This is a genomic window from Nitratireductor sp. StC3 (assembly GCF_003015025.1).
Taxonomy (GTDB): domain Bacteria; phylum Pseudomonadota; class Alphaproteobacteria; order Rhizobiales; family Rhizobiaceae; genus Mangrovimarina; species Mangrovimarina alexandrii.
In genome coordinates this window covers 851590-878360 of sequence record NZ_PYBP01000001.1, presented here as the reverse complement: position 1 = coordinate 878360, position 26771 = coordinate 851590, and the positions used below count along the sequence as shown (strand labels likewise).

Genomic DNA, 26771 nt, shown 5'->3' with positions numbered 1-26771 from the left:
CGATGTTCGCCAATCTTTCGCGCAATGACTGGCTGCTTTTCCTGGGGTTCTCGATCGTGGTGCTGATCAGCCCGTGGACGCTCACGCCGTTCGGCGCCGGGTACCCCGCCCTTTTGCAGAAATTCTGCATTTTCGGCATCTTCGCCCTCGGCTTCAATATCCTGTTCGGGCTGACGGGCTACCTCTCCTTCGGTCACGCAGCCTTTCTGGGCGTGGGCTCCTATGCCGCCGTGTGGTCGTTCAAGCTCTTCACCATGAACGTCCTTCCCAGCGTCATTTTCGGCATTGCCGCGGCCGGCCTGTTCGCCGTCGTCATCGGCTATATCAGCCTGCGCCGCTCGGGCATCTACTTCTCCATTCTCACGCTCGCCTTCGCGCAGATGAGCTACAATCTCGCCTATTCCGTGCTGACCCCGATCACCAATGGCGAGACCGGCCTGCAACTGACGCTGAATGATCCGCGCATCATCGACAACGCCTTCGCCGCGCCGGGCGCCGGGCTGCCGCAGACCAATTTGTTCGGCATCGACATGAGCGGCTATCCGGGTTTCTATTTCTGTGCCGCGGCGTTGATCGTGTGCTTCTTTCTGACGATGCGCATCTTCCGCTCGCCCTTTGGCATGATGTTGCGGGCGATCAAGTCGAACCAGAACCGCATGCGCTATACCGGTTTCAACACCAGGCCGTATCTGCTGACCGCCTTCGTCATCTCGGGCATGTATGCCGGGCTGGCGGGTTCGCTGATGGCGGCCACCGATCCGCTCGCCGGCGCCGAACGCATGCAGTGGACGGCCTCCGGCGAGGTGGTGCTGATGACCATTTTGGGCGGTGTCGGCACGCTGGTCGGGCCGGTGCTGGGCGCGGGCGTCATCAAATATTTCGAAAACATCTTTTCCTCTTTCAACGAGGGCACCCTGCACGCCGCCTTCGCCTTCCTGCCCGACGGGCTGGAGACGGTGATGGTCAAGCTTGCCGGCCTGTTCGTCGGCGAGGGATGGCATCTCACCCTGGGCGTCATCTTTATGCTGATCGTCATCTTCCTGCCGGGCGGCATCATGGAGGGCATTGCCCGGCTGGCGAAGCTTGCCGGCATCAAACGCAAACCCTCCCACGCCGACATGTCGGCCGGGTCGGCCCAGCCAGCGGAGTAGGGCGCATGTCCACGCAGAACATGGTTCTCAACGTCGCCGACGTCAGCAAGAGCTTCGGTGGCCTGAAAGCGCTGAGCGATGTCGACCTGCAGATCGAGGAAGGCACCGTCCACGCCATCATCGGCCCCAACGGCGCCGGCAAATCGACGCTGCTCAACGTGTGCATCGGCCGCATCGCGCCCGACACCGGCCACGTGATCTTCGACGGCGAGATCCTCGACAGCCACCAGCCGCACGAGATCAACCAGCTCGGCGTCAGCCGCGTCTTCCAGACGCCGGAGATCTTCGCCGATCTGTCCTTGCTCGACAATGTCATGATCCCCGCCTTCGCCCGCCGCGACGGCTCCTTCCGCTTCAACGCCATCCAGGCCGTCAGCGGCCAGGCCGATATTCGCGAGGAGGCCGAGGCCGTGCTGCATGATGTCGGTCTCTACGAGCAGCGCCATGCGCTCGCCGGCAGTCTGTCGCGCGGCGACAAACGGCGGCTGGAAATGGGCATGTGCCTGATCCAGCGTCCCAAGCTGCTGCTTCTCGACGAACCGACGGCCGGCATGTCCCGGCATGATACCAACATGACCATCGACCTGCTCAAGCGTCTCAAGCAGCGCGGCATGACCAAGGTGATCATCGAGCACGACATGCATGTCGTGTTTTCGTTGGCCGACCGCATCAGCGTGTTGGCGCAGGGCCGCATCATCGCCGAAGGCTCGCCCGAACAGGTGCGCGCCGATCCGAAGGTCAAGGAAGCCTATCTGGGGGAAAGTGAGCAATGAACGCCAGCGTTTCGGCAGCCGACACCGCCACCGCCTCGCCGGTCTCACCAGACACGGCGCCGTTTTTCAGCGTTAAAGACATCCACGCCTATTATGGCGAATCCTATATCGTCCAGGGCGTGTCCTTCGACGTCGCCAAGGGCGAAGTCCTGTCGTTGCTCGGCCGCAACGGCGCGGGCAAGACCTCGACGCTGCGCACACTCGCCCGGCTCGACCAGCCGGCGCTCAAGCATGGCGAGATCTGGCTCGACGGGCGGCCTCTGCACGATATGAAGGCGCATCAGGCGGCGGTCGAGGGCGTTCAACTCGTGCCGGAGGACCGGCGCATCATCGGCGGGCTCACGGTGGAGGAAAACCTCATCCTGGCCCAGGTCAGCGAGCCGCGGGGCTGGGAGATCGCGAGGATATACGAGCATTTCCCGCGCCTGGCCGAGCGCCGCAACCAGGAAGCCACCACCATGTCGGGCGGCGAGCAGCAGATGCTGGCCGTCGCCCGGGCGCTGGCGCGCGACATCAAGATCCTGTTTCTCGACGAGCCTTACGAGGGGCTGGCACCGGTCATCGTCCACGAGATCGAGAGCATCGTGCGCCAGATCCGCGATATCGGCATCACCACGATCATCGTCGAACAGAACGCGGTTGCCGCGCTGCGCCTGTCGGACAAGGCGGTCATCATGGACATGGGGCAGATCGTTTACGAGGGCTCGGCGCGCTCCGTGCTCGACGACACCCGGTTGCGCGACGAATATCTCGCCATCTGAGCCCGGCGTGCGGCCGGTCACGCCGTCAGCGGAAAGACGCGTGCGTTCGGCCGGTATAGGCGAGCCGGTATTCGAGCGCGATCGCGCCCCACACCAGGCCGAGCAGCACGTAAAAATGCCGCCAGTGATCGGTGTCGATCACCGTGCCAAGCAGGACGTGGCCGACGAGGACGACATAGGCGCACAAAAAATAGGGGTGCCAGGGGCGGTCGCGAAACAGGATGCGCAGGCCGGCCACCAGCGTCCACACGATAAGCATCGCGTAGGCCGCGAAGCCGAGCCAGGAATAGGCCAGCAGCGCCTTCAGCCAGATATTGTGCGTGTCCTCGCCGAACGTCTTGCCGAACACCAGCGGCCCGATGCCGAACGGGCTTTCCAGCGCGATCGAAAACCCGATCGCGTGCCGCGCGAAGCGCCCGAGCCGCGCGCCGTCATAGTCCTGCACCAGCCGGGCGCGATCGGCGAACAGGTCGGCGATCACCGGAATCTGCAAGGCGATCACCATGCCGGCGACCAGAAGCGCCAGCGCGATCAGTGCCATGACGATGATCTTGACGCGGAACGCGCCGCTACGGTGGCGTATGAACACCGCCAGGGTGATCAGCATCGCCGAGATCGCGAACAGGCCCCATGCGCCGCGCGAAAAGGACAGGAAAAGGCCGAAGGCGATCACCAGCAGCGGCAACGCGTAATAGGGGATGCGCGTCGCCGGGCCGGTCAAAAGCCGATAGAGCAGGTAGATGCCCGGCAAGGTGATGAACGGGCCGAACACGTTCGGATCCTCGAACACGCCGGCCGCGCGTTCGAACTTGGTGAACATCTCCGCCCCCGGGAAGGCGTGGAAATAGCCGAGTATGCCGAAAAACGCCGTCGACAGCGCGGCCGCGATCCAGGCGTGGAAGACCAGTTGGTAGAACTCGGGCCGCCGTTCCAGCACTGCGGCGAAGAACACCGAGGTCAGGGCCAGAAACAGCGACACCGCCAGATAGAGCGGCGCGTCGTTGAAGGTGTCCATCTGCAGCATGGAGACGACGCCGCCGAGATTGAAGACGATCAGAAGCACCAGAAGCGGCGCCGTGCCGCGCGACAGATGCAGGCCGAAAAGCGCCCAGATCGGGATCAAAGCGGCCATGTAGAGCTCGTAGGGCGCCGGCTCGCGGATCACGAAGCCCGACAGGAACACGCCCAGCGCAATCGCGGCCGAGGCCAGCAGCGAAATCAGCTTGGCGTTGATGGCCTGGCGCGGCAGAGAGGGCGCGGCTGCCGTCAATAGGCGGACTCCGTTTTCAAGAGCCGGATCGGCGTCAGCACCAGAATCTTGAGATCAAACCACAGCGACCAGTTCTCGATGTAATGGAGGTCGTATTCGGTGCGCATCTTGATCTTCTCGTCCGTATCCACCTCGCCGCGCCAGCCATTGATCTGGGCCCAGCCGGTCACGCCCGGCTTGACGCGGTGTCGGGCGAAATAGCCGTCGACCACTTCGTTGTAGAGCAAATTGTGCGACTGCGCCGCCACCGCGTGCGGGCGCGGGCCCACCAGCGACAGGCTGCCGACCAGTGCGTTGAAGAACTGGGGCAATTCGTCGATCGAGGTCTTGCGGATGATGCGGCCGACGCGCGTCACGCGCGGGTCGTCCTTGGTCACCGCCTTTTTCGCCGTCGGGTCGCATTGCTCGGAATACATCGAGCGGAACTTCAGCACCTCGATGACCTCGTTGTTGAAGCCGTGCCGTTTTTGCCGGAACAGCACCGGCCCCTTGCTGTCCAGCTTGATGGCGATCGCGGTCGCGATCATCACCGGGGCGAACAGCACGATTCCGAACAGCGAAAACACGATGTCGAAAATCCGCTTGGCGACAGAGTCCCAGTCGTTGATCGGCTTGTCGAAAATGTCGAGCAGCGGCACCGAGCCGATGAAGGAATAGGAGCGCGGCTGGAAACGCAGCGCGCTCGAATGCGCCGACAGGCGGATGTCGACCGGCAGCACCCAAAGCCGCTTGAGCATCGACAGAACCCGCGCTTCGGCCGAGATCGGCAGCGAGACGATCAGCATGTCGATTCTGGCGATGCGGGCGAATTCGAGCAGTTCCGAAACCGTGCCGAGCTTGGGATAGCCGGCCACGATCGGCGGCGAGCGCTTGTCGTCGCGATCGTCGAAAATTCCGCAAATGCGGATATCGTTGTAGGGCTGGCGCTCGAGCGAGCGGATCAGGCTTTCGGCGGCGGCCCCACCGCCGACAATGACGGCGCGGCGCTCCATTGTGCCGTTGCGTGCCCAGCGGCGGATCAGTCGCGACACGACGAAGCGCAGCGCGAGGACGCCGAGCAGCCCGCTGAGATACCAGCCTGCGAACCACAGCCGCGAGAACTCGGCGGAATTTTTCATGAAAAAGCCGGCGAGCGCCATCAGCGCGAAGGTCGCCGACCAGACCAGCGCGATACGTCCGGCAAAGCGCAACGGCGCGCGCAGGGCGCCGATATGATAGGCGTGCGCGAATTCTAAAAGCACCACCGCGCCCAGCGACCCAGCCGGGATCGCAACCGCGTATTCCCAGTAGAGATGGGTCTGCGGACCGACGTAATAAAGATACATCAGCGCGCCGGCGAGCGCGAAAACGGCGAACTCGGACAGTCTGAGCATGCCCATGACCATCACCGGCGACAACGTGTCGCGCCGGTACTGGCTGGCGATATTGCGCGCCATCGGGCCCAGCGTGCCGGCCGTCTGATGGGCCGTGCCCTCGTCCTCGAATTGCCGGACCGCCTCGAGCGTGTATCTCAGTTCTGGGTCGATCTTGTTCATGCCAACGCCTTCCACGCCGCAACGGGTCTAGCAGGAAGCTGCTAAGATTCCCTTGATGGGGCCGTCGGCATTGGCGTTATTTGCGGGTTAGCGGACGCGTGCGACCGTGTCCTCGTAGATTGCCTCGATGCGCGTGGCCATCGCGTCGGCGCTGAAATTTTCTGTCATGAAGGCGCGCCCGGGCATCGAGGCCGCATAGGCGTCCTCGTCGGCGAGCGCCTCGGCCATCTTGGCGGCGATCGCGGCCGCATCCGGCTCGACAAGTGCGTTGGACGCGGTGGCGAAAATCTCGGGGATGCCGCCGACCGCGCTGGCGATCATCGGCCGGCCGGCGCCGAGTGCCTCGATCACGATATAGGGCATTGCCTCCGCACGCGACGGCACCACGACGATGCGCGCGCGCGTGAAAGCCTGACGAGCCGGCATCGGCATCTCGAAGCGGATCCGTTCGCCCAGCCCGAGCGCGCCGGCCTGGGCGATGTAGCGTTCGCGATCCTCGCCGTCGCCGACCATCACCGCGCTCACCGGGCGTTGCAGCGTGTGTTGCGCGCGCGCCAACGCGTCGATGAAGATGTCGGGACCCTTCAGGTCGCGCATCATGCCGATATAGAGGAAGTCGGCGGCCTGTTGATCGGTCGCCACCGGCTCGAATTCTTCGGCGCGAATGCCGTTATAGACGACGTGATGGGGCGCTTTCGGCTCGCCGATCTTGCGCCGGAACATGGCGCGCTCCTGCTGCGACACGAACAGGATATGATCGGAAAACCGGTCCATCAGTCGCTCCAAACCAAAGAAGAAGCGGCCCGTCAGGGCCGTTTCGTCGTAGTGGAGACTGCCGCCATGCGGCGAATAGAGGCGGGCTACGCGAGACCCAGAAACCCGCAACAATGAGCCGAACATGCGCGCGTAGACGCCACCTTTGGCGCCGTGCCCGTGCAGGATGTCCGGCCGCAATTTCTTGATCAGTCCAAAAGTCCGAAACGCGGACACGATGTCGCCCGGTCCGATATGGCGCTGCATGGGGGTGCGCGCCACGCCCAGCGCGAGCTCGGGCTCGAGCTCGGCCAACAGGCGGTTTTCGAAATCGCCGCCCGTCGAGGAATCGCACACCACCCCGACCTCATGTCCCGCCGCCGTCTGCGCCTGGCTCAGGTCGCGCACATGGCGGAAAATACCGCCGACAGGGGAGCGGAAGCAATGAACGATGCGCAGGCTTTGTGTCACGGAATACGAGGCCGTTGCGCGTTAGAACAGGCGTTCGCGGACATAGATCGTGTCTCCCGGCAGCACCGGGTCGGAGGTCAGAACGCGCCCGGTCATCACCTTGCCGTTGATGTCGCGCGTGATATCGACGCCGCCCTGATTGGCTCTGGCGGTAAAGCCGCCGGCCGCCGCTATCGCCTTTTGCGCCGTCATGCCCGGCACGTAGGAATACTGGCCGGCCGCGCCGACCTCGCCCATCACGAACACCGGGCGATAGCGGTCGATCTCGACAGACACGTCGGGGTCGCGCAGATAGCCGTCGCGCAGCTTGCCGGCGATCTGCCGCTCGATCGCGCTGGCCGATTGTCCGCGCGCGGCGACCGCGCCCACGAGCGGGAAGGCGATATAGCCGGCCTGGTCGACGCTGTAGACGTTGCTTAGGCTTTCCTGCTCGAAAACCGTAATGCGCACGCGGTCGCCCGAATCCAGCACGTAGGGCTTGGTCAGTGCGGCGTGGAAGGCCGGCGGAGCCGGACGATAGCCGGAACACCCCGCCGCTGTCGCGAGCGCGAGAAGGGCAACCGAAATGACGAGCCGGCGTTTCATGATCCGCTACGCACCTTTGATTGACACAGGCGGCCGCCAGGGGAGGCCGACATCGCGCTTGTTATCCACCTGTTAGGGTTAATGCCCGGTAAAGGGCCGGCGCGAAGACGGTCGAGACAGTTCTTTCAGCCGGCACTGGTTTCTTAACCTGCCGGTTACCATAGGCGTTTACTTTTGCCCGCAGAAAACTCGGAGTTTTGCCGATGGCCGGCGTGCGCAATCCCGACCAGGACCTTGATATCGACATTGCCGCTTTGTTTGCGGGACTTGCCGGCAACTGGCTGCGCATTCTGGTCGTTGCGCTGGGCGTGACGGCGGTTGCGTTCATGCTGGCCTCGATGGCCACCCGCCACTACAAGGCAGAAACCCGTATTCTGATTGAGACGCGGGAATCGGTGTTCACCCGGCCCGAAACCCAGCGCGACGCCGATCCCATCCTCGACGAACAGGGCGTGACCAGCCAGGTGGAGGTGATTTCCTCCACCGACATTCTCACGAAGGTCGCCCGTCAGCTCGACCTGGCGGCGCTGCCCGAGTTCGAAGCCGACGGCCAGGTATCGCTCGTCGACAGGCTGATGATCCTGACCGGGCTGCGCGGCGATCCCGTCGCGCTGCCGCCAGAGGAGCGCGTGCTCAAGGTTTTTCGCGAAAAGCTCAATATCTATCGTGTGGAAAGCTCGCGCGTCATCGTCGTCGAGTTCTCCTCCGAGGACCGCGAACTGGCCGCTGCCGTGCCCAATGCGATCGCCGACGCCTATATCCAGCTGCAGCGTGATGCCAAGCAGCAATCCAATGCCGACGCAACCGAATGGCTGGAGCCGGAAATCGCCGATCTGCGCGCCAAGGTGAAGGAGGCGGAAAGCAAGGTCGCCAATTTCCGCGCCCAGTCCGACCTGCTTGTCGGGGGCAACAATTCCATGCTTGCCACCCAGCAGCTTTCGGAGCTGTCCAGCGAATTGTCGCGCGTGCGCGCCAACCGCGCCTCGACCGAGGCGACGGCGCGTTCGATGCGCGAGGCACTGTCGCAGGGCGCTTCGATCGACGCTCTTCCCGACGTGCTGGCCTCGCCGCTGATCCAGCGCCTTCGCGAGAACCAGGTTCAACTCAAGGCCGATATCGCCGACCTGTCGGCCAGCCTGCTCGACAATCATCCGCGCATTCGCGCGCTGCGCTCGCAATTGGCCGACCTCGACCGCCAGCTCCGCGCGGAGGCCCAAAAAATCCAGTCCAGCCTGGAAACCGAGGCCGAATCCGCGCGTTTGCGCGAGCGCGAATTGGTCGCCGAGCTCAACAAGCTCAAGGCCGAATCCGCCCGCGTGGGTGAGCAGGAAGTCGAATTGCGCGCCCTGGAGCGCGAGGCGGCCGCACAGCGCGATCTGCTGGAATCCTACCTGTCGCGCTACCGCGAGGCGCTCTCGCGCAAGGACCGCAACTACCTGCCGGCCGATGCCCGCATCTTCTCGCGCGCCACGGTGCCGGGCGAACCCTATTTCCCCAAAGTGCTGCCGATCTCCGGTGCGGCATTCGCCGCCGCACTCATCCTGATGGCAGTCGCGACCCTGCTTGCGGAACTGTTCAGCGGTCGCGCGCTGCGTCCCGCGCAGCGTTATGACGGTGTGCCGTCAAATGTCGTCATGCCGCGCGACCAAGCCGACGAGGCCGAAGCCGAAACCGCCCGGCGGCAGGCCGCCACCGAGGTGGCCGCGCGCGCCGAAGTCGAACAGGCCGATGCCGACGAAAATCTTGTCGAAGACGACACCGGCGTCGAGGCGGCGGCCGCCGCGCCGATGCCGGTTTTCACCCGTGGCCAGATCACCATCGAGGCGGCAGCGGAAAAGCTCATCGCAGGGGGCGCGTCGCGGGCCCTGTTCATCTCTCCGGAAGGCGACGAGGGGGCGGCGTCGGCCGTGATGGTCGCGCGCGAGGTGGCCGACGCCGGATTGCGTGCGCTGTTGCTCGACCTGACGGAAACCGGCGCGGCATCGTTTCCGATGCTGGAGAGCGCGCGGCTGCCGGGGATAACCGACCTGTTGTGCTCGAAGGCGCAGTTCACCGACGTCATCCATCCCGACCACTATTCGGAGTGCCATGTGATCCCCAGCGGCACTGCCGATCCCGCCCTTGCCATGCGGGCGGCGGACCGCCTGCCGATCATCATGGAATCGCTGACCACCGCCTACGACATGGTGATCGTGGAATGCGGACCGGCGGACGCGGCCGGCATCGGCCGGCTGATCGACGGGGCGAGCGAGGTTTTCGTCTCCGTGATCGAGGAAGACGACGAGGCGATTTCCACCACCACCACCGATCTGCACTCCAGCGGCTTCTCCGACGCCATGCTCGTCACTCCGGTGGGGTATGTTCCGCCTTACGCGCCGGAGCCGGGCCGTCGGTCCGCGGCCTGATCGAACCGGCGAAATCAGGTTTCGCGGCTGCCGCGTGTTGCCCGGCGCGCCCGCTTGACGGCCTCCCAAAGAAGAGGGGTGGCTTTCACCCGTCGCTTTACCAGCGCGGCGGTGCGGCGCGACAGGGCGCTTGCGCGACCCTTGAGCGTTAGCGGGAGAACGATGTCGACGTGGTGGGTCTCGATACCGCACCACAACCGCTTGTAGGTTTCGTCGCCGACGCTGAAATCGTAGATCGCCAGACCCTGCTCGCATGCCTCGCGGATATTGTCGAAAAACAGGAACTCGCCCGGACTGGCGAAGGCGAGTTCGTCGCCGGCGATCGCTCCGAACTCGCAAATGACGCTGTCGGCGCTGATGCTCGAACCCGTCACCGCGCGCAGCAGGCCGCCGACTTCAAGCCCGTGCAGCACAAAGGCGGGGGCGGCCTTGTGTGCCTCGGATCCGAACAGCTCGCGGAAGAAGTCCTGGACCGGTGTTCCGTCAAAGACGTTCTTGATACCCATGGTGGCGAAACGCTCGGCCTTCATGGCGAAAAACGCATCGAGCAGGCGTTCGCTCTCGAGCCGGTTTTCGGCGCGCAGGCGGCGAAACCCGCCGGCCGCCTCGAACTTGCGGGTTTGCGAGCGGTGTTTCTTGCGTTTGCGCTTGCCGCTGGCACGAGCCAACACCGCCTCGAATCCGCCGGTGAGATCGACGGCCAGCGCCGGATTGGGGCTTTGCGCGCCGCCAAGACGACTTAACGGGTTCGGGCTGCCGCGAAACGCGCTGATCAAGCGTTCGAAGACGAGCAGGTCGATATCGGGCCGCGCGGCCCGGATCGACCGGATGAGGGTTTTGATGTCGCCTGGGCCGATGTCGGCGGCCGCGGCCGGCACAACGGGCGAAAAATTGCCGTTGGCATGGGTGCCGCCGACGAGGCAGGCCATCTTGGCGGAGCCGTGCGCCACGACTTCCAGCGCCACGGCGAAGACCGGTCGGTGCCGGCGCGACAAAGTCGCGACGACGATGTCGGCGTTGCAGTGCCGGGCCCAGCACGCGACCCATTGCGCGCTCTGGGCGGGCGCAAAGACGCAATCGGGGCACAGGGCGGCATAGGCCGTCAGCGCGGCCTCGCCCTGCAGGCAGGTCGCCTGCAGGGCATCGCGGCCGGAATAAGCTGCGCGGCCCGCTTGCGTGGCGTGGCGGTGCGTCTGCGGTGCCGTTCGCGTCGTCACGGGGCTCCTTGCGTCAACCATACCTTTAACCTTCGGGTGTAGACCTCGAACGGTAACAGGGCCGAACGGGCCTTTCGGCCGATGCGCCGAACCTAACCGACAATGGTGAAGGAATGATCGACAGGGGGGAATTGCTGCGCAAACTGGCCCTGAACGTGGCGCGCTTCAGCCTCCTGGGGCCCATTGCCGGCGGTTTCTATCGCGGTGTAGGTGCCATTTTGATGCTGCATCGGGTCACGGAGGCGACGGGCGAGGTGATCGGCGCCAACCGCCATCTGACGGTTTCGCCGCATTTCCTCGACGCACTTCTGGTCGAGGTGGGCCGTCTCGGCTACCGGTTCGTGACGATGGACGAGGCGGTCGATCGGCTGGCTTCGCGCGCAAGCGGCGAGCCTTTCGTCACCGTCACCGCAGACGATGCCTATCGCGACAACGTGCAGGAGGCTCTTCCGGTGCTGGAAAAGCACGAAGCGCCGATCACGATCTATGTCGCGCCCGCACTGATCGAGGGCCGGGCGCTGTTGTGGTGGGACGTTCTGGAACGGATCGTGTCGTGCCGCGACACGGTCTATCTGTCGACGGCGAGCGGCAAGGTGGCGCTCGACTGTTCCACCCCGGCCGGCAAGCTGAACGCCAACAACGCCATTCACGATTATCTGACGCGCGAGGTGCCGGAGGAACACCAGCGCGCGGTCATCCGCGATCTGGCGCTCGCGGCCGGGGTCGATCCCGAGGGGCCGAACCGGGAAACGCTGATGAACTGGGACGAGATCCGCGCCGCGGCCGCCCATCCGCTGGTCACGATCGGTTCGCATACCGTGCATCATTACAATTTGCGGCGGCTCGACGAAGACAAGGCCCGCCGCGAGATCGTCGATGCCGGGGGCATTCTGGAGATTGAGCTCGGGGCGCGTCCCCGGCACATGGCCTATCCCTACGGCTATGTCTCTGCGGTCGGCGCACGCGAGGTCGCGCTGGCGCGGGAGGCCGGCTACGCCTCGGCCGTCACCACGCGCCACGGTATGGTGCAAGCCGAGCACGCCCGTCACCTTCACTCGCTGCCGCGCATCTCGATCAACGGGCGCTATCAGCGCGTGGCGCATGTGCGCACCATGCTGTCGGGCATCACCACGCCGATCGCCAATCGCGGCCGCCGGGTCGTGACCCTGTGAACCGTCCTAGGGTCGCAATTTCGGCGGCCCGACCATCCATTTGATGATCGCCATCGCGGGCAGGATCCACAACAGGCCAGTGAACAGAAAATAGGCGAGATGCACCAGCGCGCCGGATTCGGCCAGCCGCGCGGTGGCGATCGCGGTGGCCAGCAGCGCGTAAATCACCACCAGCGCCACCAGCAGCACGGTGCCGATCAGTTTTTTCACTCGCACGGGCATCGGTCTTCCTCTTCTGGCGTGCTTATTGCGCCTTCGCGCCGGCCGGTGCAATCCCGGCGGCCCGGGAAACGTCCGGCGCGACGGCTTGCCGCGTGGGGCATGCTTGCCAGCGCGGGGCAATTGGTCCACCTGTTCGCCGTCATCGACGCAGCAGGGAACCGGTGCCCATGACCGCCATCGCGCAGACGCCGCTTCACGGTGCCCTCGCCAAGCTCGACCGCGACCGCGCCCAGGTGCGGGCCTGGCTCTATGTCGTACTCGTAGTGCTGTTTGCGCTGGTCGTGGTCGGCGGCGCGACCCGGCTTACCGGTTCGGGCCTGTCGATCACCGAATGGAAGCCGATCCACGGCGTCATCCCGCCGCTCAATGCCGCCGAATGGCGCGAAGAGTTCGAAAAATACCGGCAGATCCCGCAATACCAGCAGATCAACAAGGGCATGAGCCTTGCCGAGTTCAAGGTGATCTTCTGGTGGGAATGGGCTCACCGGCTGCTTGCCCGCGGCGTCGGTTTCGTCTTCGCCCTGCCACTGATCTATTTCTGGGTTGGCGGCCGCCTCGAACGGCGCGTCAAGCCGAAACTCCTCGGCCTGCTTGCGCTTGGGGGGCTGCAGGGGGCGATCGGCTGGTGGATGGTCGCTTCCGGGCTCGTCGAGCGCACCAGCGTCAGCCAGTACCGGCTGGCGACCCACCTGACGCTTGCCTGTCTGATCTTTGCCGCCACCATGGTTGTGGCGCGCGGGCTGGCGCCGCATTCCCAGGCGCCGTCCGGTCGCGCCACGCGGCGCTGGGCTGGCTGGTTGGTGGTTCTGGTCATGGTGCAGATCTATCTGGGCGGTCTCGTCGCCGGCCTTGATGCCGGCCTCGCCTACAACACATGGCCGCTGATGGACGGCAGCCTGATTCCCGGCGGCCTGTTCGTGCAATCGCCCGCGATCGCCAATTTTTTCGAAAACCCCAAGACGGTGCAGTTCGTGCACCGCCTGGGCGCCTACATCGTGTTCCTGGCCGCGCTCTGGCACATGATCGCCACCCTGCGGGCCGAAGCCGGCACGACCCACGCGCGCCGCACCGTTCTGCTTTTCCTTCTGGTTCTGGCCCAGGCCGCCATCGGCATCATAACGCTGCTCCTGCAGGTGCCGCTCGGCTGGGCCTTGTGGCACCAGGCCGCCGCTTTGGTCGTGCTCGGCTTCGCCGCTGCCCACTGGCGCGGCACCAGGGGCAGTTATCCGCGCGAGACGGAAGTCGAACTCAGGAACTGAGGCGCACGGCGGATTGGACCGCCGGCCTCAGCGCGATCGACGCTCCGTCATGCCGCGCCGAGCATCAGCGTCATGTTCTGCACGGCAGCGCCCGAGGCGCCCTTGCCGAGATTGTCGAGCACGGCGACCAGATTGGCCTGACCTTTGCCCTCGGTCCCGAAGACGTAAAGCCGCATGTCGTCCGTGCCGTTGAGCGCGGTCGGGTCGAGACGCGCGAGGCCGGCGCTTTCGGCCAAGGGCACCACCTCCACGATCGACTGTCCGGCATAATGGGCGTCCAGCGCGGCATGGATGTCGCCAAGCTGCGGCGCCCCGGAAAGATCGGCAAGATGCAGCGGCACCTGCACGATCATGCCCTGGGCGAAACGACCGACGCTCGGCGAAAAGATCGGCGCGCGGGTGAGAAGTCCGTGCGCCTGCATCTCCGGCACATGCTTGTGCGCCAGGGTCAGCCCGTAGAGGAAATGGGGGGCTGCGATGTGCTCGGGATGGGCCTTGTCCTCCATCTGCGCGATCATCTGCTTGCCGCCGCCCGAATAGCCCGACACCGCGTTGACCGTGACCGGATAGTCCCCGGGCAGGATGCCGGTTTCGGCCAGGGGACGCAGCAGCGAGATCGCGCCGGTCGGATAGCAGCCCGGATTGGCGACCAGCCGTGCCTTGGCGATTTTCTCACTCTGGCCGGCGGTCATTTCGGCGAAGCCGTAAGCCCAGTCGGGATGCGTGCGGTGCGCGGTCGAGGTGTCGATGATGCGCGTCGAGTTGACGCCGTCCAGCATGGCGACCGATTCCCGCGCCGCGTCGTCCGGCAGGCACAAGATGGCGATGTCGGCGTCCTTCAGCATCGCCGCGCGCAAGTCGCGGTTGCGCCGCTCGGCCTCGGGAATCGAGAGCATGTCGAGGTCGGCGCGGCCGGACAGCCGCGTACGGATCTGTAGACCCGTCGTGCCGTGTTCGCCGTCGATGAAGATTTTCGGTTTCATGGCCTTCTCTAGCTCAAAAAGGAATCTGCCATCAACGGCTTGCCGCGATCGTTTGATTCAACGGCCGAGGCGTTTGACTCAGCGCATCAACGCCTTCGCGCGCCGGATCAGGGCCGGGGCGTTGCACCGGCTGTGCCTATGCTTGTTCCCGCGCCTTTCGTTCGGCCAGCAGTCCCAGATAATGCTGGGCCACCGTCGCCCCGGCGATCGCGGTGATGTCGGCATGGTCGTAGGGCGGCGAGACCTCCACGATGTCGGCGCCGACGATGTCGAGCTGGCCGAGCTGGCGTAACACCGACAGCATCTTGGCGGAGGAGGGGCCGCCCGCAACCGGCGTGCCGGTGCCGGGCGCGTAGGCCGGATCCAGGCAGTCGATGTCGAAGGTGATGTAGACCTTGCGTCCGCCGGTGCGCTCGGCGATCTGATAGGCGATCTCGTCGGCGCGCATTTCGTCGATCTCGTGGCCGTAAAGGATCCGGATGCCGCAATCCTGCGGCGCGTGGGTGCGGATGCCGATCTGGATCGAGCGCTCGGGATCGATCACGCCGTCGCGCACCGCGCGGCCGACGAAGGAGCCGTGATCGATGCGCTTGCCGTCGTCGAACCAGGTATCCTGATGCGCATCGAACTGAACCAGCGCGAGCGGTCCGTGTTGCGCGGCGTGTGCCTTCAAGAGCGGCCAGGTGACGAAATGGTCGCCGCCCAGCGAAAGCAGGAACGCACAGGACTTGAGCAGCTTTTTCGCCTCGCGCTCGATCGTGGCCGGGGTTTTTTGATGATTGCCGTTGTCGAGCAGGCAGTCGCCGTAGTCGATCACGGCCAGTTCGGCGAACAGGTCGCGCGCGAACGGATATTGCGGGTCGTTGTCGAAGATCGCCGCCGCGCGCCGGATCGCCTGCGGGCCGAAGCGCGCGCCGGGGCGGTTGGTGACGGCGGCGTCGAAGGGGATGCCCCACACCACCGCGTCGGCGCCCTTGAGGTTTTTCGTGTAGCGGCGGCGCATGAACGACAGCGCCCCGGCATAGGTCGGATCGCCGGCCGCACCCCGGTTGGAGCGGGCTGTGAAAGCATGGTCGATCGAGGATGCGGGCATGGCGGGCTCCTTGCTGATGTCGAAGCAAGCTATCGTGGCTCGGTAACGTCGGCGCAACAAAAAAGCGGACCCGAAGGCCCGCTTTTGCATCTGAAACCAGTTGCGAAGATCAGCGCTTCGAGAACTGGAACGACCGGCGGGCCTTGCGCTTGCCGTATTTCTTGCGCTCGACCACGCGGCTGTCGCGGGTCAGGAAGCCGCCCTTCTTGAGCGTACCGCGCAGCGTCGGCTCATAATGGGTCAGCGCCTTGGAGATGCCGTGGCGAACCGCGCCGGCCTGGCCCGAAAGCCCGCCGCCGGTGACGGTGGCGACGATGTCGTACTGGCCGTCGCGGTTGGTGGCGACGATCGGCTGGCGCAGGATCATCTGCAGCACCGGGCGCGCGAAATATTTGTCGAAGTCCTTGTCGTTGACCGTGATCTTGCCGGAACCCGGCTTGACCCAGACGCGCGCGATCGCGTCCTTGCGCTTGCCGGTGGCATAGGCGCGGCCCTGGTCGTCGAGCTTCTGGACGTGAACCGGCGCTTGCGGCTCTTCCGTCGTGGCGACAGCGCCGGTGGCGGCGCCGAGTTCTTCGAGCGAGTTGAGCTCAGCCATATCAGGCCCTCTTGTTCTTGCGGTTGAGCGCGGCGACGTCGAGCGTCTCCGGCTGCTGGGCGACATGCGGATGGTCGGTGCCGGCATAGACGCGCAGGTTCTTCATCTGGCGACGGCCGAGCGGGCCGCGCGGGATCATGCGTTCGACGGCCTTTTCGATGACACGCTCGGGAAAGCGGCCCTCGAGCAACTGGCGCGCGGTGCGCTCCTTGATGCCGCCGGGATGGCCGGTGTGCCAGTAATAGGTCTTGTCGGTATATTTGCGGCCGGTCAGCGCCACCTTGTCGGCATTGATGACGATGACGTTGTCGCCGTCGTCGACATGCGGGGTGAAGCTCGGCTTGTGTTTGCCGCGCAGGCGGTTGGCGACGATCGAGGCGAGGCGGCCGACGACGAGACCTTCGGCGTCGATCAGCACCCACTTCTTGGTCACGTCCGCAGGCTTCTGCGAAAATGTTTTCATGGTTCCGGTTTCCAAAATGACCTTCGCTGGCGAAGGCGTTTCTTGTTGCTTCGATTGCCGGGCAGGCCAAGGCCGGCCGGCAAAACGGGTCGCGTCGACAGATCCTCGATGTGACCGCGCGTTCCCATAAACGCCGCAAACGATCCGGTCAAGGGATTTCAACAACGGCCTTCAAAATTATAACAGTAAAATCAATAGGTTAAAAATACGGTATTAAAATACCACATTATTCTCAGCGTTGAACGGGGGCGAGGACGCCTCGTTAGGGCTCGGTGGCGGTGTTCGGGGTTCGTCAACCGTCCCGTTTCGGCGGGATCGAATAGGTGCCGGTGGCGTGCGCCACCGTCAGCCCGTCCGCGCCTGCCTTCATGTCGACCTCGAACACCATCAGGTTCCGGCCCAGCTTGATGATGCGGCAATGGCCGTCGATCGGGCCGGCCGGCGCCTTGCGCACGAAATTGATGTTGAGATTGGTCGTCACCGACAGCGCGTCGGGGCCCGCATGCGAAAGCACGCACACATAACCGCCAATGTCGGCGAGCGTGAACAGGGACGGACCCGAGACCGTGTCGCCCGGCCGCAAATGGCGTTCGTTCGCATTGAGCCTGACGGTGCAGCCGCCGGCGAACACCTCGAGCGTGACATAATCGGAAAATTCGGCATTGAGTTGCGGATAGGCGCGTCGCAACAGCGCGTTGATCTGGTCGGCGTCGAGTTTCGGTTCGTGGATCGTCATTGGCTGCTCCTGGCTCTAGCGGGTGAAGCGCGCTTGTCCGCGGGTCGCGATACCGCCTTGCAGCCCGGTATTCGGCGTGAGCCCGCAGGCTTCGACCATCCGTCGGGATGCCGTGTTGGTTGGTGAAACGAACTCGTAGATATGCGTGGCTCCCAGCGTTCTTACCGCGTCTCGAACCGATATCGCGTTGACCAGCGTTCCCAGGCCTCGGCGCCGGGCTGCCGCCGCCACGGCGATAAGCCCGCACCAGGCGTGGCGCGCATACCGGCTGAAGCGATTGTGCGGGAGATACGCATGGCCGCAGGCGAGCAAGACGCCGGACGCGTCCTCCAGCCCGACCGTCACGGCATGTCCGAAATTTCCCCGTAGGAACGAGGCCGAGAACGGGGTGATACCGTTCTCGTGCATCAGCCGTTGAAAGCGCGCTGCCTCCGCGTCGTCCGCATCTGCGTCAAGCCGCACGACTGTGACATCGCTGGCGCGCGCGCCGTCCAACACGGCCTCGCTCCCTTGAAGGGCAGTGTGTGCGTCGGCACTGAACATGTCCCAGTAAGCGACATGGTAGCCCAGTTGCGCCATCTGCAGGCTCGTCTGTTTGGCCGTGTCGGGTACGATCATGCGGAACGCGAACGCCCCGTCGCGTTCCAGCACCCTGGCAATCTCGACCGCGCCCAGCTGCTCTGGATCGTCGGTTCCGATCAACCGTCCCATATTGCATGCGCCCGGCGTGTTCATCGTCCAGTCGTAGTCGAGTTCCGCGCGTTGCTGAAGGAGGCGCTGATTTTCGTCGCCGACATAGCCGCTCATCGGACCGGGCCTCCTATTTTGGATTGATCGGCCGGTTCTCGGTCCAGTCGAACGTGCCGAGATCGCGTTCGCGCACCGCCTGTTTCCAGCCGGTCTCTTCGGCGCGATGTTTGAAATTGAGCCCTTCCGGCGAATGGCGGGTGATGCCGTCGAAGAGCGTGGCGAACATCTGCGTCTGCTTCAGACCCATCGCCTCGATCGCCTGGTTCACCACCAGCTTCTGCATCATCAACTGGTTGACCGGTACGCCCGCCATGCGTTCGGCGAGTGCGTCGACCTCGTCGTCGAGCCGGTCGGCCGGCACCGCCTTGAGCACCAGGCCGAGCCGCTCGGCCTCGCTGCCGGTGATCCGGTCGCCGGTAAAAAGCATGCGCTTGGCGCGTTCCGGCCCCAGCCGGTAGACCCACATCGCCGTGGTCGGACAGCCCCAGACCCGCACCGGCATGTAGCCGATCTCGGCGTCCTCGGCCATCACGATCATGTCCGCGCACAGCGCGATGTCGGAGCCGCCGGCGACCGCGAAGCCGTGCACCTTGCACAGCACCGGCCGGTGGCTGCGCCACAGCGACATGAACAGTTCCGTGTTGCGCATCATGAAGGCGTAATCCTTCATCGGGTCCCATGGCATATCCTGGGTCACCGCATTGCCGTCGCCGCCGGCCGCCTCGGCATAGTAGGCGAGATCGAATCCGGCGCAGAAGGCGCGCCCGGCGCCGGCAAGCACGATGACGTGCACGCCCGGCTCGTCATTGGCGCGCGCCACGCATTCTGCCAGTTCGCGCGGCAAGTCGTCGTCGATGGCGTTGAGCACGTCCGGCCGGTTGAGCGTGATGCGGGCGATGCGCCCGTCCTTTTCATACAGAACTCTCGCCATCCGCTCCTCCCCAACGTCTCTTCCGTTTTCGTAAACGTCAATCACAATTGCCGTTTCCCGGCTGATCTTCAAGCCCCGGCATGATAGTCATGGCTGACGAACAGCGATCAACAGGATGAAAAGGGAGGTGGCCGATGGCCGAGATCGTGAACCTCGCGAGCAGCGAAGCGTCCGACGGGCTGCTCGACGTGGCGACCAGCGACGGCGTCATGACGCTGACCCTGGCCAATCCGCCCGCGCACGCCCTGTCGACGGAGATGATCGCCGCGCTGCACGAGGCGCTGCTGGCGGCGCGCGAGGACCGGGCCGTGCGGGTCGTGGTGCTTGCCGCGACCGGCAAGATCTTTTGCGCCGGTCACGATCTCAAGGAGATGGCCGCGCACCGGCGCGATCCCGACCGTGGCCGGATCTTTCTGGAAGAACTGTTCCGGCGCTGTTCGGAGATGATGAAGACGGTGGTGCGCCTGCCCATGCCCGTGATCGCCAAAGTCGGCGGCGTGGCGACGGCCGCCGGCTGCCAGCTCGTCGCGAGCTGCGACCTGGCGATCGCCTCCGAAACGGCGCGTTTCTGCACGCCCGGCGTCAATCTGGGCGGCTTCTGCTCCACGCCGATGGTGGCGCTGTCGCGCAATTTGTCGCGCAAGCACGCCATGGAGATGCTCCTGACCGGCGAGATGATCGACGCGGCGACCGCGCGCGAGTTCGGCCTCGTCAACCGGGTCGTGCCGGAGGAGTATCTCGACCAGGTGGTGGCGAAATACGCCGCCGCCATCGCCTCCAAATCGCCGGTGGCGATCGCCCGCGGCAAGCGCGCCTTCTACGAACAGGCTGACATGCGCCTGTCGGAGGCCTATGACTACGCGTCCGCCGTCATGGTCGATGGTTTCATGACCCGCGACTCCGAAGAAGGCCTCGACGCCTTCTTCGACAAGCGCGATCCCGAGTGGACGGGCAAGTAGCGATGGCGCGCCCGGGCTTGATCGATCCCGCCGCTTCCGGCACAGGCATGGCATGAACCACGACGCATACGACAACGCCTATATCGCCGATATTCTCAACGCGGTGAAATCCGTCGCCATCGTCGGCGCCTCGGCCAACGATGTCAGACCGTCCTTTTTCGTGACCAAATATCTGATCGACAAGGGTTACACGGTCTTCCCGGTCAATCCCGGCAAGGCCGGCGGCACCATTCTCGGTCGGCCGGTTTTTGCACGTCTCGCCGACATTCCCGAGCCGATCGACATGGTCGACATTTTTCGCGCCAGCGATGCCGTGCCCGGCATCGTCGAGGAGGCGCTTGCGCTTAACCCGTTGCCGAAAGTGATCTGGATGCAGCTCACCGTAAGTCACGATGAGGCCGCCGCGCGCGCGGAGGCGGCCGGCATCAAGGTGGTGATGGATCGCTGTCCGAAGATCGAATATGCGCGACTTTCCGGCGAAATCGGCTGGAACGGCGTCAACAGCCGCGTGATTTCGGCCAAAAAACCGCTGATGCGCGACGGCTACCAGAGTTTTGGCATCGTCAAGCGATAGCGCGCCAGCCTTGCGGCGCGGGGCGGCAGGGGCGGCAGGGGCGTAGTTTCCGGCAATCCGCACCAAGGCTTACACGCATGAATCATGCACGCCACTATACCACGCTTCTGGAGGCCGCACGGCGCCATGCGCGTCGCCCCGACGAAGCAGAAGACATTGTCCAGGAGGTGCTTCTCTCCGCCTTTGCGGTCGGTCGGATCGACATGTCGAAGCCGGAAAACCGGCGATGGATCGCCGGGGCGATCCGCAACCGCGCCGCGTTTGACGCGCGCAGCGCCATGCGGCGAAAAATCCGCGAGGCGCAATGGCAGCAGCAAGCTGAGCCGGCGCATGATGATGCCGGGACCGACGCGCCCATTCCGTCCGCCCTGCCGAAATCGCTGCGCGTCGTCGCCGCGCTGGCGCTGTCGGGCCACACACGGCGCGAGATCGCCTACCTGCTCGGGCTCACCGACACTGCGGTGCGCCAGCGCGTCTCGGCGCTCAGAAAGGCGCTCGCACAAAGCGGCAGCCGGCTGCCGGGCGGACTGCCCGGTCTCAGCCTCGATCTGCCGTACGGACGCATAAGGCAGGGATTGCGGCCCTATCTGGCGCGTAAGAACGGTGATTTCGCCAGCCATGATCCGGACGGGCACGTTTTTCTGATCCGGCGCTCACAAAAGTCGCGGGCGCGGCAACGATAGGCGTATCACGTCACCAACAAGGAACTCCCGAACATGCTGCCCAAACCGCATCGCGCTTCGATCGTCTTCTACGTCTCGGATATCGTCCGCACGGAAGCTTTCTACAACGACGTCCTCGGGCTGGGGCTGGTCCGGCAGGAGGGGGCCGAACCCTTCTGGCTGCAAGGCACGCTGGATAGCGGTCTCGACATGGTCTTTTTCGAGATGGAGGCCAGTCGCGGCAACACGCCGGCGCTGGTCTTCGACCTCGAGGACGGCGGCATCGACGACATCGTCGCAGCGCTCGCCGAACAGGGAGTAACCATCGTGACCCCGGTCGAAGAGGCACCCGGAGGATGGAGCGCCGACTTTCAGGACCCCGACGGCTTCGGTCTCGGCCTCTACCAGGCGGCCGAAAAGCCCCGTTCGCGAAAATAGTCAACCGAAAGGGCGGCTTGCGGCGACGGGTTTGATCCCGGATGCTCACGCGCCACGCAAATTTCTGCTTTGCCAAGCCGCCCTCCCTTTGCGATGTATGGCGCGCACATCCATTCAGGGAGATAATAAATGGTTCAGCGCACGCCCGGATTCGATACTCTTGCCATCCATGCCGGCGCGCAGCCGGATCCGGCAACCGGCGCGCGCGCCACGCCGATCTACCAGACCACCTCCTTCGTCTTCGACGACGTCGACCACGCCGCCTCCTTGTTCGGGCTGAAGGCGTTCGGCAACATCTACACCCGCATCATGAACCCGACCCAGGCCGTGCTCGAGGAGCGCATCGCCGCGCTCGAAGGCGGCACCGCCGCGCTCGCCACCGCCTCCGGCCACGCCGCCCAGTTGCTGGTGTTCCACACCCTCATGCGGCCGGGCGACAATTTCGTTTCCGCCAACAAGCTTTATGGCGGCTCCATCAACCAGTTCGGCCACGCCTTCAAGAATTTCGGCTGGGAAGTGCGCTGGGCCGATACCGACGAGCCGGAAAGCTTTGACGGCCTGATCGACGACAAGACGCGGGCGATCTTCGTCGAAAGCCTGGCCAATCCCGGCGGCAAGTTCGTCGATCTGGAAAAGATCGGCGACATTGCGCGCAAGCACGGCCTGCCGCTGATCGTCGACAACACCATGGCCTCGCCCTACCTGCTGCGGCCGATCGAACACGGCGCTGACATCGTCGTGCATTCCCTGACCAAGTTCATGGGCGGCCACGGCAATTCCATGGGCGGGGCGATCGTCGACGGCGGCACGTTCGACTGGTCCAAATCCGGCAATTACCCGATGCTGTCGGAACCGCGGCCGGAATATGCTGGCATGGTGCTGCACGAAACGTTCGGCAATTTCGCCTTCGCGATCGCCTGCCGGGTGCTCGGCTTGCGCGATTTTGGGCCGTCGATCTCGCCCTTCAACGCGTTCTTGCTGCTGCAGGGCATCGAGACGCTGGCGTTGCGGATGCAGCGTCACTGCGACAACGCCCTGAAGGTTGCCGAATGGCTGGAAAAACACCCGCTGGTCGACTGGGTATCCTATCCCGGCCTGCCGTCCGACCCCAATCATGCGCTGATGAAGAAATATTCGCCCAAGGGCGCCGGCGCAGTGTTTACCTTCGGGCTGAAGGGCGGTTTCGACGCCGGCGTGAAAGTGGTCGAAAATGTCGAGCTGTTCTCGCACCTGGCCAATATCGGCGACGTTCGCTCGCTGATCATCCATCCGGCTTCGACCACCCACAAGCAATTGTCGGACGAGCAGCAGACCGCCGCCGGCGCAGGCCCCGATGTGGTGCGGCTTTCGATCGGCATCGAGGACGCCGACGACATCATTGCCGATCTCGACCAGGCGTTCGCCAAGGCCGGCTGACCGCAAGGAGAAAAGGACCGGCGGCGTTCGTCGCCGGTCATGCAGGCCGATTGCGATGCCGTCGACGCAAGATGTTGCCGGAAAGCCCATCGATGGCCGGGAAGATTGCGCGCGGAGGGTCCATCGCGCAAATTCTTGCAAGTTTTCCCCTTGATCCCCGTTTTCCACAGGTGGTCAAACCTTGTCGCGCCCGCGCGGCAGGCATAGCGTGAGGTCATCTCAGGTGCTTGGACGTCCCGCCCGGACCGCGGGGAAAACCGAAAGGCAAACCTGAGCCCGTGCTGGCCCGGATGGGACGGCGGGGCGACCCGCCAGACGATGCGGAGCCAGGGTCCCGCGGACCCGCTGAAAGCGGTCTGGAACGCGGAAAGCGGAACCGATGCTGCCGTGAAGGCCGGTCAAGTCCTTCGATGGCGTGCTTGCAGGTCCTTGTGGGCTGCGGGCGGGTTTCGGGAAGGGAAATCCTTCGGGAAACGCCGTTGCCGAAATCGTCCGGTTCAGCGGTACCGCTTGGCGGATGGTCTTCGGACCAGAGGCAAGATGAACGCTGATCCGAACAGGGAGGCACTGGGAGCGATCCCAGTGCTTTCCTTGTCTGCGGACCGGCTTGGCCGTTCAAGGGCTCGTTCTGTCTCGGAGCGGGACGTCGTCGGCCGCGATCCGTGCGTCTTTTGCCCGCTGAACTCCTGTTCCGATCCATTGTCTACGCCGCGCTCAACCTGTCGTGCGACACGGCGTTGCGCTTGAAACGGGCCGGTTGCGCGGGGGCGGCGTGTCGGTCGGCCCGGAGCGCTTGGACAGCAGAAAAATCCCGACGCCGATCAGAAGGGCGGCCGGCAGCAGGCATTGCGGCACGCTCTCGTCCAGAACCAAGATCGCCACCGCAGCGCCGCTGATTGCGCCCACCGAGCCGATTTGGCTGAGATAGACCGGGCCGGCGACTTTTTGCAGCACGAAATAAAGCAGATACATCGCCGAAAACGTCGCGATCTGGGCAGCCAGCGTGCCGAGCACGGCCGGCGTTGCCGGGAGCGAAAGCGGGATCGTGGCGGCCAGGCTTGCAAGGCCAAGCAGCAAGGCCGCGCCCAATAACATGCCTGGCGCCAATGACAGCGAACCAGCGCCCTGCGGCCAGCGCATGGTGCGGTAAATATTGCCGGCGGCGATGATGACCGGGGCCAGCAGCGTCGCCGCGATCCATATCGGCGCGCTGTCGCCGCTCATCGTCTTGGCGGCGGCCAGGAACACGACGCCGACCAGTGCCGCCAGGATGCCCGCGCCGCGTATCGCGCGGAACCGTTCCAGGCCGAACGCGATCGCCAGCGCATAGGTATAGAGCGGCGGAAACGCGAAGGAGATTGCGGCGAACCCGGCGCCGACATGCGGCACGGCCGAAAAGATCAAAAAATTCGGCAGCGCCAGGCTGAGCAGGCCCGACATGAAAAAATATTCGCCGGTGCGGCGGCCTGCGCGTGGCAACTGGCCGGCGAGCGCGGCGGCCGCGGCCAGCACCAGGCCGGCGCCGAGCGTGGACCAAAACAGCAAGGCGAAGGGCGTCGCGCCGGCTGCCGTCGCGAGCTTGACCAGATTGGCCGTCAGGCCGATGAACAGGCCAACGACGACCAGCAGGCCGAACGCGAGCAGCGGGGCTGAGCGGGGTGTGGCGGGAGGGGGCATGGCGTGTGGTCCGGTTCTGGTCGGTATCGGTTGACATTTATCTTTGTATCAAGATACTTTTCGTCAAGTCAAATAGGAGAAAAAAGATTGGATCGCGTCACTCTCGCCATCGCGCAATGGCAGCGCGAACGTCCCGATCTCGATACCCTGCCGATGGCGGTTCTCGGCCGGATCGCGATCGCCGCCCGCGCGATCGCGCGCGATCATCTCGACCCGGTTTTCGCCCGGTTCGGGCTCCAGGCCGGCGATTTCGACGTGCTGGCGACCCTGCGCCGCGCCGGCCCGCCCTATGCGCTGAGCCCGACCGAGCTCTATACGGCCACCATGGTCACCTCTGGCACCATGACCAGCCGGCTCGACCGGTTGGAAGGCAAGGGTTTGATCGCCCGCGCGCCCGACCCGCGCGACCGCCGCGCCCTGCAAGCGGGCCTGACCGAAAAGGGCAGGGCGCTGATCGACGAGGCGGTGAGCGCCCATGTCGAGAACGAGGCCAGGGTCGTTGCGGCCCTCAGCCGCGCCGAGCAGGAGGAACTCGACGCCCTGCTTGCCAAATTGCTGGCAGGTCTTCCCGAAAGGTGAACGGCGCTAAAAGCGTACGTTCAGCCGCTCCAGACCGTGGAAATGATAGATGTCGCGATAGCGCGGCGTCTCGGCCAGCCGGAGGCCGGGCAGCCGGTCGAACAGCACCTTGAGCCCGACCTGGAGCTCGAGCCGGGCGAGCGGCGCGCCGATGCAGAAATGAATGCCGGCCCCGAAAGTGACGTTCTTCTGGTCGGTGCGCGCCGGGTCGAAGCGGCGCGGCGCCGAAAAGGCGGCAGGATCGCAATTGGCCGCCCCCAGCAGCAGACCGATGCGCTCGCCCGGTTCCACCGTGATGCCGGGCTCGATCTCCACCGTCTCGTAGGCGTAGCGGGTAAACATGTGCAGCGGCGCGTCGATCCGCAGGCATTCCTCGACCGTGGCCGCCGTTGCCTCCGGCGTTTCGAAAAACCGGCGTGGATCGCCGCCCTCGGCCAGCAGCGTGCGCACCGCGTTGCCGGTCTGGTGCACGGTCGCCTCGTGGCCGGCGTTCAACAACAGGATCACCGACGAGATCAATTCGTCCTCGTCGAGCTGCTCGCCGTCCGCGCTGGCCTCGATCAACAGGCTCAAGAGATCGTCGCCCGGTGCCTCGCGCCGCTCGCGGACATAGCCGCGCAGGAAGGCGGCGAAATCGCGTGCCGCGCGGTTGGCCTCCTCTTCGGTCCGGCGGTCCTGGGTCAGCGTGTACATGGCCACCATCCGGTTCGACCACGCAACCAGCCGGTCGCCCATCTCGACCGGTACGCCCAGCATCTCCGCGATCACCGTCACCGGGATCGGGGTGGCGAAGGCGGGGAGCAGATCGGCTTCGCCGTCGGCCTCGAAACGGTCGATCAGCGTATGCGCGAGCTGCTCGACGCGCGGGCGCAGCCGTTCGACCTGGCGCGAGACGAAGGCGCGGTTGACCAGCTTGCGCAGCCTTGTGTGTGCCGGTGGTTCCAACTCCAGCAGCGAGCGTGCCTCCACCGCATCGAAATCGGCGAGATGGGCGCGTTCGTCGCCGACGATCGCCGGCGGTCCCCAGCGGTTTTCGCGTCCGAAGCGCCGGTCGCGCAGCAGCCGGTTGACCGCGTCGAAGCCGGCAAAGCACCAGAACCCGTATTCCTGCCAGTAAAAGGCCGGCATATGGGCGTGCAGCCAGCCATAGGCCCCGTACGGATCCTGGACGAAGGCGGGGTCGCGTGGCGAAAGCGATAGCCGGCGCTGGGTCAGGTCGGCGCCGGCGACAAGGGCGGTCTCAAGGCTCATCCCCACCCCATAGCCCAGCTCCGCCATTCGGCGCCATGTTTGTGTTGTGGTCCAGAGCTCGGCGCGCGCATGCCCGGCGATCGGTTC

Annotated in this window: 27 protein-coding genes; 12 read left to right on the top strand and 15 right to left on the bottom strand. The window is 65.0% G+C overall.

All coding sequences use genetic code 11. The features are described 5' to 3' along the window. The first annotated feature begins 2 nt into the window (after positions 1 to 2). The 3 genes from C7T96_RS04365 to C7T96_RS04355 are packed head-to-tail and all read left to right on the top strand — an operon-like array spanning position 3 to position 2685. On the top strand, positions 3 to 1151 hold the full coding sequence (locus C7T96_RS04365; RefSeq protein WP_106569898.1) for a branched-chain amino acid ABC transporter permease: 1149 nt from the start codon (positions 3 to 5) through the stop codon (positions 1149 to 1151). Between the two features lie 5 nt (positions 1152 to 1156). Then, complete coding sequence (locus tag C7T96_RS04360) at positions 1157 to 1924, top strand: ABC transporter ATP-binding protein (protein ID WP_106569897.1); 768 nt, start codon at positions 1157 to 1159, stop codon at positions 1922 to 1924. Continuing rightward, positions 1921 to 2685, top strand: coding sequence for an ABC transporter ATP-binding protein (locus C7T96_RS04355; protein ID WP_106569896.1), 765 nt, complete (start codon positions 1921 to 1923; stop codon positions 2683 to 2685). Before C7T96_RS04360 ends, C7T96_RS04355 begins: the two co-directional genes overlap by 4 nt. A 25-nt stretch (positions 2686 to 2710) precedes the next feature. Here C7T96_RS04355 and C7T96_RS04350 read toward each other — a convergent pair whose 3' ends face one another. The 4 genes from C7T96_RS04350 to C7T96_RS04335 all read right to left on the bottom strand — a co-directional run bounded on the left by C7T96_RS04350 (position 2711) and on the right by C7T96_RS04335 (position 7299). Further along, complete coding sequence (locus C7T96_RS04350) at positions 2711 to 3955, bottom strand: O-antigen ligase family protein (protein ID WP_106569895.1); 1245 nt, start codon at positions 3953 to 3955, stop codon at positions 2711 to 2713. Next, the gene (locus tag C7T96_RS04345) at positions 3952 to 5490 is read right to left on the bottom strand and encodes an undecaprenyl-phosphate glucose phosphotransferase (RefSeq protein ID WP_106569894.1); all 1539 of its coding nucleotides are present in this window, start codon (positions 5488 to 5490) and stop codon (positions 3952 to 3954) included. The genes C7T96_RS04350 and C7T96_RS04345 overlap by 4 nt, the downstream gene beginning before the upstream one ends. Before the next feature lie 87 nt (positions 5491 to 5577). Further along, positions 5578 to 6714, bottom strand: coding sequence for a glycosyltransferase (locus C7T96_RS04340; RefSeq protein ID WP_106569893.1), 1137 nt, complete (start codon positions 6712 to 6714; stop codon positions 5578 to 5580). Between the two features lie 21 nt (positions 6715 to 6735). Further along, complete coding sequence (locus C7T96_RS04335) at positions 6736 to 7299, bottom strand: polysaccharide biosynthesis/export family protein (RefSeq protein ID WP_106569892.1); 564 nt, start codon at positions 7297 to 7299, stop codon at positions 6736 to 6738. A gap of 203 nt (positions 7300 to 7502) precedes the next feature. On the opposite strand from C7T96_RS04335, the gene C7T96_RS04330 reads away from it, so the two are divergent. Next, on the top strand, positions 7503 to 9704 hold the full coding sequence (locus tag C7T96_RS04330; RefSeq protein WP_106569891.1) for an exopolysaccharide transport family protein: 2202 nt from the start codon (positions 7503 to 7505) through the stop codon (positions 9702 to 9704). A gap of 14 nt (positions 9705 to 9718) precedes the next feature. On the opposite strand, the gene C7T96_RS04325 is transcribed toward C7T96_RS04330, so the two are convergent. Beyond that, a complete protein-coding gene (locus C7T96_RS04325) occupies positions 9719 to 10921 on the bottom strand; it encodes a GNAT family N-acetyltransferase (RefSeq protein ID WP_158264304.1) in 1203 nt (400 codons plus the stop codon). 113 nt (positions 10922 to 11034) lie between these two features. Here C7T96_RS04325 and C7T96_RS04320 point away from each other — a divergent pair, with 113 nt between their 5' ends. Beyond that, a complete protein-coding gene (locus C7T96_RS04320) occupies positions 11035 to 12093 on the top strand; it encodes a polysaccharide deacetylase family protein (RefSeq protein WP_106569889.1) in 1059 nt (352 codons plus the stop codon). A gap of 6 nt (positions 12094 to 12099) precedes the next feature. Here C7T96_RS04320 and C7T96_RS04315 read toward each other — a convergent pair whose 3' ends face one another. After that, complete coding sequence (locus C7T96_RS04315) at positions 12100 to 12315, bottom strand: DUF2842 domain-containing protein (RefSeq protein ID WP_106569888.1); 216 nt, start codon at positions 12313 to 12315, stop codon at positions 12100 to 12102. Between the two features lie 167 nt (positions 12316 to 12482). Between C7T96_RS04315 and C7T96_RS04310 the strand changes: the two genes are divergently transcribed. Continuing rightward, a complete protein-coding gene (locus C7T96_RS04310) occupies positions 12483 to 13574 on the top strand; it encodes a COX15/CtaA family protein (RefSeq protein ID WP_106569887.1) in 1092 nt (363 codons plus the stop codon). A gap of 47 nt (positions 13575 to 13621) precedes the next feature. Here the strand turns inward: C7T96_RS04310 and argC are convergent, their stop codons facing one another. The 7 genes from argC to C7T96_RS04275 form a co-directional block, all read right to left on the bottom strand. Continuing rightward, positions 13622 to 14557, bottom strand: a complete 936-nt coding sequence (gene argC / locus C7T96_RS04305; RefSeq protein ID WP_106569886.1) for an N-acetyl-gamma-glutamyl-phosphate reductase — start codon at positions 14555 to 14557, stop codon at positions 13622 to 13624. A 136-nt stretch (positions 14558 to 14693) separates the two neighbouring features. Then, on the bottom strand, positions 14694 to 15650 hold the full coding sequence (gene speB, locus C7T96_RS04300) for an agmatinase (protein ID WP_106570005.1): 957 nt from the start codon (positions 15648 to 15650) through the stop codon (positions 14694 to 14696). 109 nt (positions 15651 to 15759) lie between these two features. Then, on the bottom strand, positions 15760 to 16248 hold the full coding sequence (rpsI, locus tag C7T96_RS04295) for a 30S ribosomal protein S9 (protein WP_106569885.1): 489 nt from the start codon (positions 16246 to 16248) through the stop codon (positions 15760 to 15762). A 1-nt stretch (position 16249) separates the two neighbouring features. Next, positions 16250 to 16711, bottom strand: coding sequence for a 50S ribosomal protein L13 (rplM, locus tag C7T96_RS04290; RefSeq protein ID WP_106569884.1), 462 nt, complete (start codon positions 16709 to 16711; stop codon positions 16250 to 16252). Between the two features lie 292 nt (positions 16712 to 17003). Further along, complete coding sequence (locus tag C7T96_RS04285; protein WP_106569883.1) at positions 17004 to 17447, bottom strand: PaaI family thioesterase; 444 nt, start codon at positions 17445 to 17447, stop codon at positions 17004 to 17006. A gap of 15 nt (positions 17448 to 17462) precedes the next feature. After that, complete coding sequence (locus C7T96_RS04280; protein WP_106569882.1) at positions 17463 to 18254, bottom strand: GNAT family N-acetyltransferase; 792 nt, start codon at positions 18252 to 18254, stop codon at positions 17463 to 17465. A 13-nt stretch (positions 18255 to 18267) separates the two neighbouring features. Continuing rightward, positions 18268 to 19128, bottom strand: a complete 861-nt coding sequence (locus tag C7T96_RS04275; RefSeq protein ID WP_106569881.1) for a crotonase/enoyl-CoA hydratase family protein — start codon at positions 19126 to 19128, stop codon at positions 18268 to 18270. Between the two features lie 134 nt (positions 19129 to 19262). Between C7T96_RS04275 and C7T96_RS04270 the strand changes: the two genes are divergently transcribed. From C7T96_RS04270 to C7T96_RS04250, 5 genes are all read left to right on the top strand, one after another. Beyond that, entirely contained in the window at positions 19263 to 20087 is an 825-nt protein-coding gene (locus tag C7T96_RS04270; protein WP_106569880.1) for an enoyl-CoA hydratase, read from the top strand. A 52-nt stretch (positions 20088 to 20139) separates the two neighbouring features. Further along, positions 20140 to 20661 carry a CoA-binding protein gene (locus C7T96_RS04265; RefSeq protein ID WP_106569879.1) on the top strand — a complete coding sequence of 174 codons (522 nt, stop codon included), beginning with the start codon at positions 20140 to 20142 and terminating at the stop codon, positions 20659 to 20661. A 77-nt stretch (positions 20662 to 20738) separates the two neighbouring features. After that, entirely contained in the window at positions 20739 to 21344 is a 606-nt protein-coding gene (locus C7T96_RS04260; protein WP_106569878.1) for a sigma factor, read from the top strand. A gap of 33 nt (positions 21345 to 21377) precedes the next feature. Then, positions 21378 to 21761: a VOC family protein gene (locus C7T96_RS04255; RefSeq protein WP_106569877.1), complete on the top strand. Its 384-nt coding sequence runs from the start codon at positions 21378 to 21380 to the stop codon at positions 21759 to 21761. A gap of 129 nt (positions 21762 to 21890) precedes the next feature. After that, positions 21891 to 23177 carry an O-acetylhomoserine aminocarboxypropyltransferase gene (locus C7T96_RS04250; RefSeq protein ID WP_106569876.1) on the top strand — a complete coding sequence of 429 codons (1287 nt, stop codon included), beginning with the start codon at positions 21891 to 21893 and terminating at the stop codon, positions 23175 to 23177. A 714-nt stretch (positions 23178 to 23891) separates the two neighbouring features. On the opposite strand, the gene C7T96_RS04245 is transcribed toward C7T96_RS04250, so the two are convergent. After that, positions 23892 to 24854, bottom strand: a complete 963-nt coding sequence (locus tag C7T96_RS04245; protein WP_106569875.1) for a DMT family transporter — start codon at positions 24852 to 24854, stop codon at positions 23892 to 23894. An 87-nt stretch (positions 24855 to 24941) separates the two neighbouring features. Here C7T96_RS04245 and C7T96_RS04240 point away from each other — a divergent pair, with 87 nt between their 5' ends. Next, positions 24942 to 25433, top strand: a complete 492-nt coding sequence (locus C7T96_RS04240; RefSeq protein ID WP_106569874.1) for a MarR family transcriptional regulator — start codon at positions 24942 to 24944, stop codon at positions 25431 to 25433. A gap of 6 nt (positions 25434 to 25439) precedes the next feature. Here C7T96_RS04240 and C7T96_RS04235 read toward each other — a convergent pair whose 3' ends face one another. Continuing rightward, the gene (locus tag C7T96_RS04235; protein ID WP_106570004.1) at positions 25440 to 26684 is read right to left on the bottom strand and encodes a cytochrome P450; all 1245 of its coding nucleotides are present in this window, start codon (positions 26682 to 26684) and stop codon (positions 25440 to 25442) included. Positions 26685 to 26771: the final 87 nt, after the last annotated feature.

Excerpts from the sequence above, each read along its gene's own strand:
- speB (WP_106570005.1), bottom strand. The coding sequence starts at position 15,650 with ATGCCCGCATCCTCGATCGACCATGCTTTCACAGCCCGCTCCAACCGG.
- C7T96_RS04330 (WP_106569891.1), top strand. The coding sequence starts at position 7,503 with ATGGCCGGCGTGCGCAATCCCGACCAGGACCTTGATATCGACATTGCC.
- C7T96_RS04320 (WP_106569889.1), top strand. The coding sequence starts at position 11,035 with ATGATCGACAGGGGGGAATTGCTGCGCAAACTGGCCCTGAACGTGGCG.
- C7T96_RS04265 (WP_106569879.1), top strand. The coding sequence starts at position 20,140 with ATGAACCACGACGCATACGACAACGCCTATATCGCCGATATTCTCAAC.
- rpsI (WP_106569885.1), bottom strand. The coding sequence starts at position 16,248 with ATGGCTGAGCTCAACTCGCTCGAAGAACTCGGCGCCGCCACCGGCGCT.
- C7T96_RS04250 (WP_106569876.1), top strand. The coding sequence starts at position 21,891 with ATGGTTCAGCGCACGCCCGGATTCGATACTCTTGCCATCCATGCCGGC.
- C7T96_RS04360 (WP_106569897.1), top strand. The coding sequence starts at position 1,157 with ATGTCCACGCAGAACATGGTTCTCAACGTCGCCGACGTCAGCAAGAGC.
- C7T96_RS04235 (WP_106570004.1), bottom strand. The coding sequence starts at position 26,684 with ATGAGCCTTGAGACCGCCCTTGTCGCCGGCGCCGACCTGACCCAGCGC.
- C7T96_RS04345 (WP_106569894.1), bottom strand. The coding sequence starts at position 5,490 with ATGAACAAGATCGACCCAGAACTGAGATACACGCTCGAGGCGGTCCGG.
- rplM (WP_106569884.1), bottom strand. The coding sequence starts at position 16,711 with ATGAAAACATTTTCGCAGAAGCCTGCGGACGTGACCAAGAAGTGGGTG.
- C7T96_RS04310 (WP_106569887.1), top strand. The coding sequence starts at position 12,483 with ATGACCGCCATCGCGCAGACGCCGCTTCACGGTGCCCTCGCCAAGCTC.
- C7T96_RS04270 (WP_106569880.1), top strand. The coding sequence starts at position 19,263 with ATGGCCGAGATCGTGAACCTCGCGAGCAGCGAAGCGTCCGACGGGCTG.
- C7T96_RS04245 (WP_106569875.1), bottom strand. The coding sequence starts at position 24,854 with ATGCCCCCTCCCGCCACACCCCGCTCAGCCCCGCTGCTCGCGTTCGGC.
- C7T96_RS04315 (WP_106569888.1), bottom strand. The coding sequence starts at position 12,315 with ATGCCCGTGCGAGTGAAAAAACTGATCGGCACCGTGCTGCTGGTGGCG.
- C7T96_RS04280 (WP_106569882.1), bottom strand. The coding sequence starts at position 18,254 with ATGAGCGGCTATGTCGGCGACGAAAATCAGCGCCTCCTTCAGCAACGC.
- C7T96_RS04335 (WP_106569892.1), bottom strand. The coding sequence starts at position 7,299 with ATGAAACGCCGGCTCGTCATTTCGGTTGCCCTTCTCGCGCTCGCGACA.
- C7T96_RS04275 (WP_106569881.1), bottom strand. The coding sequence starts at position 19,128 with ATGGCGAGAGTTCTGTATGAAAAGGACGGGCGCATCGCCCGCATCACG.
- C7T96_RS04355 (WP_106569896.1), top strand. The coding sequence starts at position 1,921 with ATGAACGCCAGCGTTTCGGCAGCCGACACCGCCACCGCCTCGCCGGTC.
- C7T96_RS04255 (WP_106569877.1), top strand. The coding sequence starts at position 21,378 with ATGCTGCCCAAACCGCATCGCGCTTCGATCGTCTTCTACGTCTCGGAT.
- C7T96_RS04260 (WP_106569878.1), top strand. The coding sequence starts at position 20,739 with ATGAATCATGCACGCCACTATACCACGCTTCTGGAGGCCGCACGGCGC.
- argC (WP_106569886.1), bottom strand. The coding sequence starts at position 14,557 with ATGAAACCGAAAATCTTCATCGACGGCGAACACGGCACGACGGGTCTA.
- C7T96_RS04285 (WP_106569883.1), bottom strand. The coding sequence starts at position 17,447 with ATGACGATCCACGAACCGAAACTCGACGCCGACCAGATCAACGCGCTG.
- C7T96_RS04365 (WP_106569898.1), top strand. The coding sequence starts at position 3 with ATGTTCGCCAATCTTTCGCGCAATGACTGGCTGCTTTTCCTGGGGTTC.